A 16478-nucleotide genomic window follows, 5' to 3' on the forward strand; every position below is an offset into this window, starting at 1 on the left:
GAGGGGGAGGTATCCCCCTGGCTCGCACGCGCTTGCGCTTGTTGCTCACCACCCCCTCTTGCCGGAATCGCCCCGCAGGCAGCCTCGGGTATAAAAAATCCCGCTTTCTTTCAGAAAGCGGGACTTTCGAGCCACCCAGCAGATTTGAACTGCCGACCTGCTGATTACGAATCAGCTGCTCTACCAGCTGAGCTAGAGTGGCGTTGCGGGCTCAAAGATAGCAACAGGGCCTTTTTTTGTCAATATCGGGGCTGTTTCGGTTGGCAAGATTCCCGAATTTTTCTATGATTGCTCACAAAATTTCAAAATGGATGCATATTATGGCTAACGAAGCAAATGCGAACAACTCTGAAATCAAGGAATTTTTTGTCCATCACGGCACCAAGGTCGTGGTGGCCCTGGTGGTCATCCTCGTCGTAGTGGCGGGCGTGGTCCAGCTGAGGGATTCCCGCAAGGCCGCCTCCGCCGAACAGACGGAACTTTTGGGCGCGGGTATGACCATGCTCTACGCAAACGATAAGGACAACGCCCTGGCCGAATTCGAATCCAAGATTAACAGCCGTTCCCTGGAAGGCCTGGCTCTTGCCAAGGCATGCCTCTATGCGGGCAACATCAAGTACGAAAAGGGTGACCTGGACGGTGCCGCCGCCATGTTCCAGAAGTCTTTGGACAACGCCGGTTCTGTGGTGCTGGTCCGCTCTGCCGCCCTCCACGGTCTTGCCTCCGTGAAGATGGAAAAAGAAGACTACGCCGCTGCCGCCAACCTGCTGGAAAAGTATGTGAGCGAGTTCGGCAAGCGCACCGGCGACAAGGAAGACCGCTTCCAGAAAGAAGAACCTGTGGACGAGGCCCCCATGGTGGCCGACGCCATGTGGAAGCTTACGCTGGTCTATCAGCAGCAGGGTCTTGACGCCAAGGCCAAGAACACCGCCGAACGCCTGCTGGAAGTCTACGGCGACAACCAGAACTACGCCGACAAGGCCCAGAAGTTCCTGGCTTCCCTGTAGTTCCGAAACGGTTCATTCAGTGTAATTGTCATGCCCGCCACCGTGCGGGCATCTCCTTTATGACGCCCCCCAGGCAGAGTTCACTTGTCATCCTGAGCCACGTATGTGGCGAAGGATCCAGGCCCGAAGAATTTATTCCTTCAGTATGGCCCTGAGCTCGTCCGCCGCACGTTCCAGGTCGTCGTTCACGATGGTGTATTCGTACTTGCCCTTGGTCTTCGCGAACTCCATCTCTTTCTTGGCGTTGTGGAGTCGGGTCTGGATGACCTCTTCGGAATCGGTACCGCGACCCCGGAGCCTGCGTTCCAGTTCCTGTTCGCTGGGCGGCAAAATCAAGATGCCCGTGGCGTCGGGATAGACCTTGTCGAAGTTCACCTTGCCGAAAACGTCCAGGTCAAAGAGAACCCGCTTGCCCTGCTTGAGCATGTCTTCTACAAAACTCTTGGGCGTGCCGTAGTAGTTCCCGTGGACCAGGTTGTATTCCACCAGGGCGTCGTCCTTGATCATCTGTTCGAACTCTTCCTTGGTCTTGAAAAAGTAGTGGACCCCGTTCACTTCGCCCTCGCGGGGGGCGCGGGTGGTGGCGGAAATGGAATACACGATGTCGGGGAACTCCCCGATGACCTTGTCCTTCAGGGTGGTCTTGCCTGCGCCGCTGGCGGCGCTCATCACGAACAGCTTGGATTTCATTTTTTATCCTCAATATACAACGGTCTCTGCTTGACTTCGTCATAGATGCGGCCGATGTATTCGCCCAAGATTCCAATGGAAATGAGCTGCACTCCGGCAAAGAACACGATGGCCGTCATGAGGGATGCCCAGCCCGGCACTGTGGTGGCGGGGGAGAGGATTTTTTCCAGGATGGACCAGACGAAAACGCCGAAGGCAACGAGGGTGGCGAACAGTCCGATGTAGAAACTGACTTTCAGCGGGGCGGAACTGAATCCGGTGATGCCGTCCCCAGCTAGGTGGAGCATCTTACGCAGTGGGTATTTGGACGAACCGGCAGTACGTTCGGCCCGGTCGTACTTGACGCCGATCTTCTTGAAACCTACCCAGCACACCAGCCCGCGCAAGAAACGGCTCCGTTCCGGCAGGTTTTTCAGCTGATCGACAACGCAGCGGTCCATCAGGCGGAAATCCCCGGTGTCGGGAGGAATCTCGATGTTGGTGAGCTTGCCGATGAGCCTGTAGAAGCAGTAGGCGGAAAAACGCTTGAATATGGTCTCGCCCTTGCGTTTGTTACGTTGTGCGTAAACCACCTGGTAGCCTTCACGCCATTTCTCGAGCATCTCGTGGATGAGGGCGGGAGGGTCCTGCAGGTCTCCGTCGATAATCACTACCGCATCACCTTGGGCATGGTCCAGCCCGGCGCTGAAAGCGGCTTGGTGCCCGAAATTTCGGCTGAAGTTCACCAACTTGTTGGCGGACCCTGCAGGAATCAGCCCTTCCAGGATTTCCCGGGTGCGGTCCTTGGAACCGTCGTTCACGAAAATCAGTTCGTGCTCGATTTCCTTGAGTTCTTCTTCCAGAACCCGGTAGGTTTCGGCAACGATTTCTTCTTCGTTATAGACGGGGATGATGACGGACAGGAGCATACGAGTAATATAGTAATAAGAGTTACGCCCTGTGGGCTAGTTTCTAGTTACTAGAGATGCTGAAAAAACATTCTAGCGATTAATAACTTGGAACTGCGTCGAGGCCGCTTACGGTATCAGCACCGGATTCACGAAGTCCACGTGGCTGCAGTCGATGCTTCCCTTGGCCATCGTCTTGAGGGTGAGTTTCTGCACCCCTTCGATGTTTGCGGTCAGGGTGTGGAGACTCCCGGCCTTGAACACCGGCGTTTCGGCAAGCACGTTGCCGTCGCCCAGCACCTGTACGGACACGCCTTCGCTGCAGAGGGATTCATCGTCCAGGCCAACTCCCGCGCGGAAGGTCTTGAATGCGGCCGCAAGACCATAGACGGTCTCTGAGGCGGCGTGGGTGGCGATCCCGTTTTCAAAGACCTGTCCGTTGATAGTCAGGGGCTTGCCTTCGATGCTCTTGTTCACGCCTATGTTGCCCCATTCTTGCTTGTGGGATTCGGGCTGTAAATCTGTCAGCTTCTTGACACCGTTCCCTTCGTTGAAGAAGGTCTTGTTCACCTGGGCCAGGACCTTGTTTCCGTCCAGGACGATGTAGCGGAAGGTGTTGTAGCCGGGCTGCAACTTGTCGTAACCCACCAAGATGTTGTATTCTCCGGGAACGAAGACGGTATCCTTCAGTAGCACCCTGTCGTGCACAATCCGGAGAGCCCAGTTTTTGGGAGCGCCCCTCTGTTCCTTCAGCTTGAAATTCAGGAGTAGCGGGGATCCGCTTGGATTTATCGCAGCGCTGTCGCCTGTGGTTAAGGTGGCATTGTCATTTCCCCTTACGACCACACCTCTCGTAGGTTCGGAAACCTGGATGATGTTTGTGGGGTCGTAGTTCTTGCGTCCGTTGAACTTTGCAATCTGCACCCAGTAGTTGTTGGTGATCAATACGTTCTTGACCCCTTCCAGGTCCATTTCCCGTTCAAACACGTCGCAGGTGGTGGCAATACGGTGTTCCACCGCCTTCTTGTGGTAGGTCTGGCTATCCCAGCAGTCCAGGCCGCGGATGTAATAGACCTCGCCGTTGTACTTGTCCAGCAGTTCCTTAATCTTGCCGTCGTTCATCTGGCGGACCTTGTCGTAGTGGTAGGCGGATACGCCGTAGGCGATAAAGTGCCAGGGCCTGCCGTAGATGAACAGCTTGTTCGTGGGCTGCTGTTCGTTCAGCCATTTCCAGATTTCCTGCTCCTCGGTGGTCAGGTGGTTCCGGTTGTACATAACGTTACGGTTGAAGTCCGGCTTGTAATGGAAAGTCCAGCCCGCAAAGAGAAGCGTAAAGAGGAGTCCCAGTACCAGCACCGCCGAGGTCTGTTTTTTGGTCTTGGAATCGGTACCGAAATATTCAATCAGGTGGGCTACCGGCAGGGCCGCCAAAAAAGCCATGCTGGGAATCATCACCAGGCTGTAGCGCTGGTTGATTTCGATGCCGAAGTCGCCGGACACGTTTTCCAAAATCATGTAGGTCTGAATATGGTACAGGGCGAGGAATACGAGAACTTCCAGATAGAACTTGTTGCCCTTGCGGAAATCCATGACGGCGCGGTAAATCAGGTACAAAAGCCCTGCAAGGAACAGCCAGTTGAAATAGGTGAGGAAGGGATTCACCAGTTCGCCCTTGTCGTTCAGGGGTTTGGTCATGACTTTCCAGTTGTTCACCAGGTCCTCGAAAAAATGACCGTGGGCGGAAAATTCACCGCCCTGGAATCCGAATCCCTGGAAATAACTGATGGTGAGCAGTGCCGGTACCGAGAACAGGGAGAGGAGTACGAAAAAGACGGGAGCCTTGAAATCTTTCTTGTCCAGCATTTTTGGTAGGGCAAACAGGATAAAGGGCAGCAGGCAGAAAACCGTCTCTTGGCGGGTCTGGGCAAAGAAGGCGAGGGTGAGGGCGAGGAGCGCCCAGTGCCGGACAGTGTTGCGGTCAAAGGCCCAGCGGAACACCAGCAGGGAAAGGGCCGAAAGGAAAATGTACAGGGGTTCTACCGACATGGCACGGAATTGGAAAAGTACCGTAGGCTGTAGCGCCATGAGTAGGGCTGCAAAGAACGCCAGCAGGGGCTGCCTTGTCCAGGCCACGATGGCGAGGAACATCAAGAGGAAGGTGAGCGGTAGCATCAGCAGTTCGCCCTTGAAAATCCAGTGCAGGTCGTTTCCCAGCAGGGGCATGCCCAACGTGTAGAGGAACGCAAGTCCCTTGGTCTTGAAGCTGTTGCTCTTGTTGGTGCAGTTCAGCATGCCGTTCTCGAATTCGCCCTGGTTGCAAGTGCCGGATTGGTGATTGAGGTACATGTTCTGGGCCACCGACATGAACACGCTTTCGTCGCTCTGGACCCTGTGACGGGCCTCTATCTGGGTGCCGGCGAAGACGGCGATGGCGATGGCCGAAATCAGGGCGGCAAGGGCGATGGGCTTTTCGGGGAGGATTCCCTTCAGCCATTCACGAAAGTCCTTGTTCAGGGAGACAAACAGGGCGATGCCTGCCACCAGCTGCACCATAAAGAGGGGAAGGGGCAGGTTCAGGTCCAAAATGCGGATGGTGTCCTTGTGGCCCACGTTAGGGCCCAGGTAGATAAGGAAGGGAATGGCCAGGGCTATAACGAGCCCGATAATTCCCGCGGGGTGCAGTAAGTTCTTGAGTAGCAACGAAATAAAGTTTTTCATGTTGTTCGAAAAATTTCGGGGTTCTTTTTTTGAATTTACGCAAATATAATTTTTTCTCATATAGGGGCTCTGCGGCCCTAGAATACCTTGAGAAAAAGGCCCAAAAAAACTAGATTTGGGGCGCAAAAATTATACCCAAAGAGGCCCGTCGTGCAAGACTCATTAGTTACCAAAGCCGCAGACAATGTCCGTATCCTTTCCGCCGCCATGGTCCAAAAGGCCAAGTCCGGTCACCCGGGTGGCGCCATGGGAGCTGCCGACGCCATAACGCTTCTCTATTCCGAGTTCTTGCGCTTCGACCCCGACGATCCGAACTGGATGGCCCGCGACCGGTTCTTTATGGACCCCGGCCACATGAGCCCGCTCCTCTATTCCGAACTGGCCCTGGTGGGTCGGCTCACCATGGACGACATCAAGAATTTCCGCCAGCTGGGTTCCCGCACGCCGGGCCACCCCGAGGTAGATGTGGCTCTCGGTATCGAGAATTCTTCGGGCCCTCTCGGCATTGGTCACGGCATCGCCCTGGGTGCAGCCATTGCGGAACGCTTCATGGTGGAACGTTTCGGCTCTATCTTGGAACACAAGACGGTGTGCCTGGTTTCTGACGGTGGCCTCGAAGAGGAAATCGCTTACGGCGTGGGCCGTATCGCCGGCCACCTCAAGCTTTCTAATTTGATTTTCTTCTACGACGCGAACCAGGTGCAGTTGAGCTGCAAGACCGAAGAGGTCATGAGCCACGACTTTGTGGCCCAGTATGAATCCTGGGGATTCCGCGTTATCGAATGCGACGGCAGCAACATCGCCGAACTCCGCAAGGCCTTCACGGCGGCTTGGGCAGAGAAGGAGCGCCCGGTGCTCGTTTACGGCCACACCACTATGGCCAAGGGCGCCGTTGCCGAAGATGGCCGTAGCTACGAGGGCGAGGTCAGCACTCACGGCCAGCCTCTGAATGCTGCCGGAGCATCTACCGAAGCCACCGTTAAGAACCTGGGTGGCAACCCCGAAGATCCGTTCCAGATTTTCGACGACGTGAAGGCCGGCTTCGAAGCTCGTAAGCAGGAACTTCGCGGTATCGCCGCCGAATGGAAAAAGCAGAAGGCCGAATGGGACAAGGCTAACGCTGAAAAGTCCGCCACTCTGAACGAATGGCTCTCGGGCAAGGCTCCCAAGTTGGACCTTTCCAAGCTTCCCATTAAGGAAGGCGTGGCTACCCGCGTTACCAGCGGTACGGTGCTGGGCTACCTGGCCGAAAATTACCACAACATCATTTGCAGTTCCGCAGACCTTTCCAACTCCGACAACACCCAGGCCTTCCTCAACAAGACGGGTATTTTCCGCCCGAACGATTTCAAGGGGGCCTTTGTGCAGGTGGGCGTGGCGGAACTGACCATGGGCGCCATCTGTAACGGTATCGCCCTGCATGGCGGGCTCTACCCGATTTGTGCCACCTTCTTTGTGTTCAGCGACTTCATGAAGCCTGCCATCCGTATGGCGGCTCTCATGGGACTCCCCGTGAAGTACGTGTTTACTCACGACAGTTTCCGCGTGGGCGAAGACGGCCCCACGCACCAGCCTATAGAGCACGAAACTCAAATCCGCCTGCTGGAAGACCTCAAGAAAGAAAATGGCAAGTCCGAGATGCTGGTGCTCCGTCCGGCAGATGCCTTCGAGACTCTGGCGGCTTGGGAAATGGCTTTTGAGAACAACGACAGCCCCACGGCTCTCATTCTGACCCGTCAGGTGGTGAAGAGCCTCCCCGGCGAAAATCGCTACGAAGCCGCCAAGGCCTGCCGTAAGGGTGCCTACATTGTAAGCGACAACACCGCCGCCGGCGAAAAGCCGGATCTGACCCTGGTGGCCAACGGCTCCGACGTGCTGCTGGAACACGAAGCCGCCGAAGTCCTCCGCGGCGAAGGCAAGAAGGTCCGCGTGGTTTCCATGATTAGCCCGGCCCTGTTCCTCTCCCAGCCCAAGGATTTCCGCGACAAGATTTTGGTGCCCTGGACTCCGGTGTTTGCCCTGAGCAGCGGCCTCCCGGTGCTGTTCGACCGTGTGGTGGGCGGCTTCGGCAAGGCTTGCGGTCTGGAACGCTTTGGCGCTTCCGCTCCGGCCGGCGTGCTGGAGAAGGAATTCGGCTACGTGCCCGAGGCCGTGGTCAAGGCCGCCAAGGAATACCTGGCAGAATTCGCCCAGAACGTGGCAGATTTTAAGGCTAAGAACTAAAGGCTACTCTTGTCATGCCCGCCTTGAGCGGGCATCTCCATTACATCGGTTCGGCGATTCCTGGTCAAGCCAGGAATGACAATGAGCGATTACTTTTTCTTTTTGCCCGGCGGGCTTGGCATAAAGGGGCTGCCCCCGCTTTTTTCGGAGGGGCCGACGGCACGGGCTTCTTGACTCACGACTACGGAATCGCCCAGCTCTAGGCCTGCAAGGATTTGCACGTTCACGCCGTCGTTAAGGCCGGTGGTGACGGGGTGGGGAACCAGTTTGCCGTTCAGGTTTATCCAGACTTTGTCGCCGTCCTGTTTGGGCGGGCGGTTTGTCCCTTTCTTTGCGCCTTTTTGCGAGGCTCCTGGGAATCCGCCTGCGGCCGCGTCTGGCGGGGGCGGCAGTCCTTCGGGCTTTGCAAAGGCGGTGCCGCCAGCAGGGTTGAACTTCAGGGCCTTTACCGGAATGGTGAGGGCGTTTTTCACTTCTTTGGTGACGATGGTGCAGGTGGCCGTCATGCCGGGTAGAAGCTTGAGTTTCGGGTTCTTGGCGTTGATGACCACCGTGTAGGTGACCACGTTGCTTGTGGTGGTGGGGCTCAGGCGGACTTCTTGCACCTTGCCCGTAAAGGTTTCGTTCTGGAAGGCATCTACGGTGAAGGTGACCTTCTGGCCTTTTTTCACCGAGCCGATGTCCGCTTCATCTACGTCGGCCATGACCTCCATCTGCTTCAGGTCTTTTGCGATGACGAACAGGGTGGGCGTGCTCATGGAGGCGGCTACGGTCTGGCCTACATCTACGGCCCGCTTCAGCACCACGCCGTCGATGGGACTCTTGATGGTGGCGTAGCTCAGGTTCAGCTTGGCCTGGGCCACGTCGTTTTGGCTGCGCTCCAGGGCGTACTTGGCGGCGTTCATGTTGTATTCGGCCTGCTCCAGGTCAACGGCGCTGGCGCTGTTGGACTGAGACAGTGCCAAAATTCTCTGGTAGGTGTTGGCCTTGTACTGGTAGTCGATTTCGGCGGAATGGAGGGCGATTTCTGCCTGGTTCAAGGTGGACTGCAATTTGGACTTGTCCAGTTCCGCGATGACCTGGCCTTTTTTGACTTTGGAATTGAAGTCCACGAAAATTTCGGCGATGTCGCCTGAAACCTGGGTGCCCACTTCCACCTGGTCCACGGGCTCCAGGGTGCCGGTGGCGGAGATGACTGTGGAAAGGGTCAGCTTGGTCACGGGGGCGCTGACAGGGACGCCTACTTCGCTTGCCGCAGAATTTCTGAAGAAAAAGAACTTCACGCCTACGGCAATGGCCGCAAGCACAAGGAGAACGACGAGTATCTTCAGCAGTTTCTTCATGGGTCGGTTGCAAAAATAAAAAGTATTCTCGTTACTAACACAAACTTTGATGCCCCGGAACCGCAATCCGTTGCATTTTTTATATTACCACCTACCATTGAAGCGTCTTGTCTCCAGCAAACCTAAAGCCTACAACCTACAACTTCTAACCCCTAGATCCTAGCCCCTAACCATGACCCGTATCGTAAAAAAAGATGACAGTGCCGAAGTCCGCCGCGTGACGTGGGTGGGGCTTGGCTGGAACGCTGCTTTGACGGTGCTCAAGTTCCTGGCCGGTTTTTTCGGCGGGTCCCAGGCCCTGGTGGCAGACGCCATCCACAGTGCCTCTGACTTTGTGACGGACATCGCGGTTATCGTGGGGAGCCATTTCTGGAATTTGCCTCCCGATGCGGAACACCCTTACGGACATAGGCGTTTCGAAACTCTCGTGACCCTGGGCATCGGGCTTTCGGTGGCCGCCGTGGGCGTGGGGCTCGGTTACAAGGCGGTCCAGACCCTTTTGCAGGGGGAGGGTTCGCACCCCGAAACCGTGGTGGCGGTGATGGCGCTGGCCTCCATTGTCATCAAGGAAATTCTCTTCCGTTATACCCGTGCCGAAGGTCGCAAGATTCGAAGCCAGGCCCTGGAAGCAAACGCCTGGCACCACCGTAGCGATGCCTTCAGTTCTATCCCGGTGCTTATCGCGGTGGTCATTTTGCTGGTGTTTCCGCAACTCTGGTTTGCCGATGCGGTGGGCGCCTTGATCGTGGCCTTCTTTGTGCTGCGTTCGGCCTACGAGATTGCTTCTCCGGGGGCAAGGCAGCTGGTGGACCAGGGGGCAAGCGAACAGGTGGCCAAGAAACTTCTGGAAATCGCCCTCGGGCATTCGAAGGTGATGAGCGTCCACGGGTTCCGCACCCGCTATGTAGGCAGCGACCTGCATGTGGACCTGCATATCGTGGTGGATGCCCAGATGAGCCTGCTGGAGGCTCACGACGTGGCCGAAGAGGTGGAGCAGCTGCTGATCCAGGCCGACGAGAACGTGGTGGACGCCCTGGTGCACGTGGACCCCTACGACCCCGCCCGCGCAGGCAAATCGGAAGAGATGGAATAGCAAAAGTTTAACAGCACGGGCTTAACGTCAAACGGCATATATCAACGTCATGGGTTCAACGTCATTCCGGGCTTGACCCGGAATCTAGAAGAGAAAGAAATTGAAGAACGAATATAAGGCATTCCTTGTAGGCAACGGAACTATGGGCGGCCGCCATCGTGGCCGTTTCGAGGCTTGCGGTGTCAATTTTGTGGCTGTGGCTGACACTCAAGCCGAATTTGATGGAATTGCAGATAAATTAAATCTTGAAAACGCGGTCGAGGCGGGGGTGGATTTCGCTGTCGTGGCATCCCCGGCCACAACCCACTACCGCTACGCAAAATTCTTTCTGGAGAGGCGAATCCCCGTCTTTGTGGAAAAGCCTCTGGCCACTACCACCGAACAGGCCCAAGAACTGGTGGACATGGCTACGGCGTCGGGGACTACCCTGTTTGTGGCCCAGTCGGAGTGCTTCAACCCCATCTTCCTGAACTTCCGCAAGCACTTTTTGGCGGAACTGAACGAGAGACGTGCTGATGGCGGGGCCGGCTTTGCGGCGGGAGGAATCGCCGCGATGGACGGGCACGGCTGCGATAAGGCTGGTAATGAACCGTGCCGGGGCGTGCATCTGGAATTTAGGCGCGAACACCGGTACTCCAGCCGCTGTCGCGATGTAAGCGTGATGCTGGACTTGCTTGTTCACGACCTGAGCATGTTCCTTACCATGTTTCCCTATGGCGATGTCCGTGTTGAAAGCAGGAATGAATCGCCCGACGGAAACTACGCCCAGGCGAAACTGAAGGTGGTGAGCGGGCCTTTCGCCGGAGCCTCTGCGGATTTTGTCGTTGACCGTGAAAGTGCTACGGATCTTCGAAACATCACGGTGAATTTTGCCCGGAATGGCGAATTGCCGTCATCGAACTATACGGTAAGCCTTGCCCGGTACACGCCGGAAGGCGAAATCGCCCACGTGCCCGATTCCCTGGACAACGAACACCGGTTCTTCTTGAAATTGCTGGCTGGTGCCTGCGGGGAGTGGGGCAGGCGTGCCGCCCAGAACGCCGCGGATTGCGTTAGACTGTGCTGTGGGGTGTGATTTTTTTGATTGAGTGAAAGGGGAAAGGCTTCCCCTCGCTTCAGCCCCGCCCCACCCTTAGTGTCAAGCCCGCGTAGGCGGGCTTCTCCTTTTTACACCCACCCAGGCGGGGCTTCCGCTACCCCTTCTAGCGGGCTTCAGACGCCAGCCCGCAACTCCTGGCTTACATTTTTTATGGTATTAGATCTTTTATTTTAACACTAGTTTTGACTCGTTTGTATGTTCGTTTTTGCTTTCCCTTGTCTGGTCCTTTTTTGATAGTGTCCAAACGGACTGCCTCAAAAACGCCAAGAAAACGAACTTCATCTATTCCAAAATTATTTCGGACATGCATGAACACAATTCTTTTCATGCCTTTTTCGTTCCATGGTCCATCTGGAATGTTTTTGGTATTACATTTTTCCATATCCTTTGGAATTTCTTCTATGATGGTTCTATCTTCGTTTAATATGTTTTTCCAGCCATTTCTTGTTATCACGGCCCCATCATCTAATTGTATTGCCAAATACGGACACCATAACATGTAAGAATTGTTTAGTTTGACGAAGCCTCTGCCAAGATTTTCAACAGAATGACCAACGATGTTGTATATTTCTGTTATTCCCTTATATGTAATGCAGTCATTTAAATCAAATACACCTTTTGAAATAGTTTCCTCTTTTCGTGTTTCTTCGTCCTTCCAGGATAATTTATTTTTCTTTTCGTATTCTTCAATTAGTTTCTTGATTTTTTTGACCTCGTTGTTAATCTGTGCGTCTATATTTTCAATTGTTTTTAAGGTCTTTTCATCTTTACCAATTTTTATTCTGCCTATTTTACAATTAACCGCATCTAGAATATCGTTTGCTCTATTGGCATCTAATTCCTGATTTGATTGTTTTTCATGCACCGGCTCATCAACTTCTATACCATAATTTAATTGAGGAAAATAAAGATCCAATAAATAATATTTCTTATTATCCGAATCAGGATAATTTGGATTTTTTACATATTTTTGCGTTTCTGGAATTAGCTCCAGATTAGCAATCCTAGCATATATTGCGTTGATTACGAAATTCTCGTATTTTTTCCCATTTGTTCGTTGATTGAGCATTAAAGCCAAATATTCAAGTTTGTCCATTTTGAGACTCCTTTACCAAATAGACTGAAGTTCGTTTTGAGGCTAATATCTTAAAAGAATATAGGTTGATTTTTTAGAAAAAGCAGTACTAGAGAATTTTTAACGAAAAAAATTTATTTGTTTTCACATAGTATTTCATAAGCAAACATATTGTAACTGTATGTGGCAATAAATCCATTTTCATAATTACCTGCGTCATCATATTCGTGCGTTGATCGAATGAATAATTTGTCACCCTCTTCAAACATACACTCTGCAATGACGTCAAATGAATTTATGTCAAATTCGTTTTTTCTGATCTGGGTTGTACATCTTTTTTGAACTATGTTCTTGTTTTTCGGATGAACATAATTTCCATTCAAAAATTTTTTGTGTAACTTTCCTGTTGCCGTATTGTAGATATTGACGCCACAATCTTCGGCTGCAAATAGGTTGATACTCAACAGTAAAAATGAAATAATTATTCTTTTCATTATTTTTCCTCGCTGTTCTATTGAATTTTCGTTGTCTAATGAAATAATCGCATATGTGCTGACTTTTGTTGGATCGATTAATTATTTTCGTGGAAACCTTTTTGAGTGTTTTAATCCAATTATTATTGCGATAATGGCTATTATACCTGCTATCATCATTATTAAACTTTCATCACTAAATAATACAGATTCCTGTTTTTCAGTGTTCACTGTGGGTGTATTAGGCGTCTTTGTCGATGATGTGTTATTGTGAGTTTTGCGGAGAATCAATGCTAAAGTTTATGTTATAATATTCGATAATTCTGAGAGAATCAACTCTTTGGAGTTGATTGTTGTTTTTCAAAAACTCTTCGTATTTTTTAAAAGATTCTTCAAATACGGAGTCAATGGCATAAGCATTCCTATGTCTATAGAAAGATTCTTCGTTTAAGAATTCTTCGTAAATAAGTTTCCTGTTGCGTATTCTTGAGTTCTCGTATCGATTATTTTCTAAGGAATCGTCGTTTAATGAATTGTTTCTTTGATAGAGATACCCCACTCTAGCCGTTCCATATGCAGGGTACCAATTATGCGCTCTTGATGCTTTTTCCGCCCCCTTAAAAGTTTTTTCAATCAATTTTGTAGGTATTCTGGCCGCAAAAGCGTCAATAGACATAGAACAAAATAGTGCCGTAGTAATAATAACCATTAATTGTCTATATGTCATATTTTTTCCTTTGTTTGCGAAAACATTCTTCTCCAAAATTACTGTCTTATATATTCTTCCATATCTTTTTCATCTACAGAATGAATAAAGTACGTGCAATCTTTAGGCTCGGCTTTTCCGTTGTTTTCTATTTTCAACACATCAAGAACGGCTCCTAGGAAATTGCTTTTTATGGCGTAATTCACATTTTGAGATGTAACATCTTTAGATGGTCTTAGAGAAGCAACTATAATGCCGATAACTTTATCGCCTCTGATTAAAGGCCCCCCTGAATTGCCCGGTTGGATGGCAGCGTCTATTTGATACGATTTTACATCGTCCCTCAACCCTTTCCTCGAAGAAATTATTCCCTTTGTGGCCTTCAAACTTTGTCCTTGGACGCTTGTTTGTGGATATCCGTACGCAACCACATCTTCTCCGATGTCATAAATTTTTCGGTCAATAGCGCAAGCCGTTAATTTCTTTGTTGACCGAAGAATTGCCAAATCAAGGGCGACATCTTGATAAATGACCTCAAGATCTATAAAGTTTGTATCAAGCTCATCTTTTAAGGCATAAAGAAACTCGTTACCGTTAACTACATGCTGATTAGTGACAATAATGTTTGAATTAATAGCAAACCCACTTCCTGTTCCTGAATTGGATGTTCCGATATAATCAAAGAATAATTGAGAATCGTACATTCTTGTGACGGATGCGTATTCATCTCCAAATTCTACGATAACGGATGCACGAGTAGTGTCGTTTGCATAATACCCCTTATAAACAAGAATTTTTTCGTTGTTTTGGTCCATTCTTTCGGATTTATTCGTAATAATCAAGGAATATGTTCGCGGATTGTTCTTTTTGTTGTACAAAACTTCCATATTCAGGTTTTTATCCGTTACTTGAACGTTTATTTTTCCAGACAAACCCGTGAAACGACCGTCTGTATAACTATAAGCGCGGGCCGAATAATAGAAGACTCCCGCGTCTTTAAAAAACAATGTTTTTACAGATGGATTCGGTGAAGTTGTATTGTTTGATGGAACGGCCCACAGGAATTGTGTGCAAATTAAGCACAACAGCGCAAGAGTTGTTTTCTTCATTCCCTGATCCTTTCTGCCAAAGGCAGTCTGCGAGCAGCGGTCTCGTTCTGAAAGCCGAATGAGATTGCTTCACCCCTATTCAGGGTTCGCAATGACAAGATGCCATATCTTTTCTTGGAAAACAAAAAAAGGTATGGTGTCGCTCGGCTTTTGTTGTGAAGGCTCTGGTAAACCTGCCGCTCAGAAGCACAACGGTAAGCGTAAACTCACCGTGGGCATACGCCCAACGACCCACACCCGATCGGTGTGAGTGTTCGTCTTCACCCTGAACGGCTACGTACTTGTGTACAGACCAAAGTTTACCAGACTTTTCACAACGGGAACAAGAGTACTACTCTAATTCAATATGTCACTAGAAATATATATAAAGAAAATGGAAAGGGGATACCCCGAAAATGGCAAAAAAACAGGATTATGGGAGATTCCGGGTCAAGCCCGCAACGCCTGGCCTGCAAAAAACACGCGAAATTTGCGATTATTCTGCGCTTTTGGTAATATTTGTAATGTTTGTACTTTGCGTTTTTGGGAAAAATCTAAATCTTGATACATTGCGTTTTTGGCAAAATTTTAGTATATTGCATAAATGGAGGCATCCAGATGATTACCTTTGAACGCAAGATTTACCAAAAACTGCTGCAATGGAAAGCGGAATCACAGGGTAACGAAGCGCTTCTCATAGAAGGGGCCCGTCGAGTCGGTAAAAGCACCGTCGTGGAAACTTTCGCACAAAGAGAATACAAATCCTACATTCTCATCGATTTTAACGATTGCGAAGTATCTGTCAAGAAGGCTTTCGACAAGTTGAACGACCTGAACAATTTCTTCGCGGTTCTCTCCTACACATACGGAGTGACGCTTTATCCGCGGAATTCTTTAATCATTTTTGATGAAGTGCAAAAATTCCCAAAGGCTCGCCAAAGCATCAAGAAACTTGTCAAAGACGGTCGGTTTGATTATATAGAAACAGGATCACTCATTTCAATAAACGAAAATGTAAAGGATATAACCATTCCTTCGGAAGAGACGTCCATCCAGATGTTTCCGATGGATTTTGAGGAGTTTTGCACAGCCTTTGGAAAATCAAACATTTGTGAATACATACGGCAATGCTTTTTTGACAGTAAGCCGTTGGAACAGGGTCTGCACGACGACGCCATGCAGTTATTTAAGTTGTATATGCTTATCGGCGGGATGCCACAATCCATTGCGGAATATCTGGAACACTCCTTCAGTTTTGAATATAGTGACCGACGCAAGCGAAGTATAATTAGTCTATACAAGAAGGATATTCAGAAAATCAAAGGGGCCTACCGATCCAAGGTTCTTTCAACCTTTGAACAGATTCCGGCTTTTCTCTCCAAACACGAAAAGCGAGTGACTTTGTCAAAAATCAAGAATGGAATTAATACCAAGAACACATACGAGAATACCTTTATGTGGCTTGGCAATTCCATGATAACAAACAACTGTCTCAGATGTTCCGACCCAAATGTGGGCATGGCTTTGAACAGCGATGATTCTGCAATTAAGTGTTATATGGGCGATACCGGACTCCTTTTTTCGCTCGCTTTTAACGAAAATACAATCACAAACGAGCAACTCTACAAGCAGATTATGAATGACAAGCTTGCGATAAACAAGGAAATGCTTTATGAAAATGCGATTGCACAGATGCTTGTGGCTAACGGGCATAAGCTGTATTTTTACACACGTTATAATCCAATTTTGCATAGGAACGACTTGGAAATAGATTTCCTGCTGAGTGATATGGGATCTGCGGGGGGCAAAGTTGTCCCCGTTGAAGTCAAGTCGTCCAAGAATTACACTACGACTTCATTGACCGATTTCAATCGCCTTTACAAAAAGAGAATTGCCAAGTCGTTCATTATCCACCCGAAAAAATATTCCATAAAAGAAGACGGAACAATTTGCATCCCTCCCTATATGACTATCTGCTTGTAAAAACGGTTTCTCTGGAGAAGTTCTTTATATAAAAAAATCCCGCGAACCATCGCGGGACTTTGTGTAAAGGAGATCCCCGCCTTTGCGGGGATG

General features: G+C 50.3%; 13 protein-coding genes and 1 tRNA gene. 5 read left to right on the forward strand and 9 right to left on the reverse strand.

The window, feature by feature from the left end; genetic code table 11:
- Positions 1 to 129: 129 nt before the first annotated feature.
- Positions 130 to 202 (reverse strand) — tRNA-Thr (locus IKB43_09035).
- Positions 203 to 320: 118 nt separating this feature from the next.
- Here IKB43_09035 and IKB43_09040 point away from each other — a divergent pair.
- A complete protein-coding gene (locus tag IKB43_09040; protein MBR2470276.1) occupies positions 321 to 1007 on the forward strand; it encodes a tetratricopeptide repeat protein in 687 nt (228 codons plus the stop codon).
- Positions 1008 to 1139: 132 nt separating this feature from the next.
- Here the strand turns inward: IKB43_09040 and gmk are convergent, their stop codons facing one another.
- The 3 genes from gmk to IKB43_09055 all read right to left on the reverse strand — a co-directional run bounded on the left by gmk (position 1140) and on the right by IKB43_09055 (position 5362).
- Positions 1140 to 1697, reverse strand: a complete 558-nt coding sequence (gmk, locus tag IKB43_09045; GenBank protein MBR2470277.1) for a guanylate kinase — start codon at positions 1695 to 1697, stop codon at positions 1140 to 1142.
- Complete coding sequence (locus IKB43_09050) at positions 1694 to 2605, reverse strand: glycosyltransferase family 2 protein (protein MBR2470278.1); 912 nt, start codon at positions 2603 to 2605, stop codon at positions 1694 to 1696. The genes gmk and IKB43_09050 overlap by 4 nt, the downstream gene beginning before the upstream one ends.
- A 108-nt stretch (positions 2606 to 2713) precedes the next feature.
- Positions 2714 to 5362, reverse strand: a complete 2649-nt coding sequence (locus IKB43_09055; protein MBR2470279.1) for an NPCBM/NEW2 domain-containing protein — start codon at positions 5360 to 5362, stop codon at positions 2714 to 2716.
- 90 nt (positions 5363 to 5452) lie between these two features.
- On the opposite strand from IKB43_09055, the gene IKB43_09060 reads away from it, so the two are divergent.
- On the forward strand, positions 5453 to 7525 hold the full coding sequence (locus IKB43_09060) for a transketolase (GenBank protein ID MBR2470280.1): 2073 nt from the start codon (positions 5453 to 5455) through the stop codon (positions 7523 to 7525).
- Between the two features lie 89 nt (positions 7526 to 7614).
- On the opposite strand, the gene IKB43_09065 is transcribed toward IKB43_09060, so the two are convergent.
- Positions 7615 to 8868 carry an efflux RND transporter periplasmic adaptor subunit gene (locus IKB43_09065; GenBank protein MBR2470281.1) on the reverse strand — a complete coding sequence of 418 codons (1254 nt, stop codon included), beginning with the start codon at positions 8866 to 8868 and terminating at the stop codon, positions 7615 to 7617.
- 172 nt (positions 8869 to 9040) lie between these two features.
- Here IKB43_09065 and IKB43_09070 point away from each other — a divergent pair, with 172 nt between their 5' ends.
- Together IKB43_09070 and IKB43_09075 are read left to right on the forward strand one after the other, a co-directional pair.
- Positions 9041 to 9961: a cation transporter gene (locus IKB43_09070; GenBank protein MBR2470282.1), complete on the forward strand. Its 921-nt coding sequence runs from the start codon at positions 9041 to 9043 to the stop codon at positions 9959 to 9961.
- Positions 9962 to 10061: 100 nt separating this feature from the next.
- Positions 10062 to 11036, forward strand: a complete 975-nt coding sequence (locus tag IKB43_09075) for a Gfo/Idh/MocA family oxidoreductase (protein MBR2470283.1) — start codon at positions 10062 to 10064, stop codon at positions 11034 to 11036.
- A 172-nt stretch (positions 11037 to 11208) separates the two neighbouring features.
- Here IKB43_09075 and IKB43_09080 read toward each other — a convergent pair whose 3' ends face one another.
- The 4 genes from IKB43_09080 to IKB43_09095 all read right to left on the reverse strand — a co-directional run bounded on the left by IKB43_09080 (position 11209) and on the right by IKB43_09095 (position 14423).
- On the reverse strand, positions 11209 to 12156 hold the full coding sequence (locus IKB43_09080) for a hypothetical protein (protein ID MBR2470284.1): 948 nt from the start codon (positions 12154 to 12156) through the stop codon (positions 11209 to 11211).
- Between the two features lie 113 nt (positions 12157 to 12269).
- Positions 12270 to 12629, reverse strand: coding sequence for a hypothetical protein (locus IKB43_09085; protein MBR2470285.1), 360 nt, complete (start codon positions 12627 to 12629; stop codon positions 12270 to 12272).
- 244 nt (positions 12630 to 12873) lie between these two features.
- Complete coding sequence (locus tag IKB43_09090; protein ID MBR2470286.1) at positions 12874 to 13371, reverse strand: hypothetical protein; 498 nt, start codon at positions 13369 to 13371, stop codon at positions 12874 to 12876.
- Positions 13372 to 13373: 2 nt separating this feature from the next.
- On the reverse strand, positions 13374 to 14423 hold the full coding sequence (locus IKB43_09095) for a serine protease (GenBank protein MBR2470287.1): 1050 nt from the start codon (positions 14421 to 14423) through the stop codon (positions 13374 to 13376).
- Between the two features lie 597 nt (positions 14424 to 15020).
- Between IKB43_09095 and IKB43_09100 the strand changes: the two genes are divergently transcribed.
- The gene (locus tag IKB43_09100) at positions 15021 to 16385 is read left to right on the forward strand and encodes an ATP-binding protein (GenBank protein MBR2470288.1); all 1365 of its coding nucleotides are present in this window, start codon (positions 15021 to 15023) and stop codon (positions 16383 to 16385) included.
- Positions 16386 to 16478 lie beyond the last annotated feature (93 nt).

It is taken from the genome of Fibrobacter sp., assembly GCA_017503015.1.
Taxonomy (GTDB): Bacteria; Fibrobacterota; Fibrobacteria; order Fibrobacterales; family Fibrobacteraceae; genus Fibrobacter.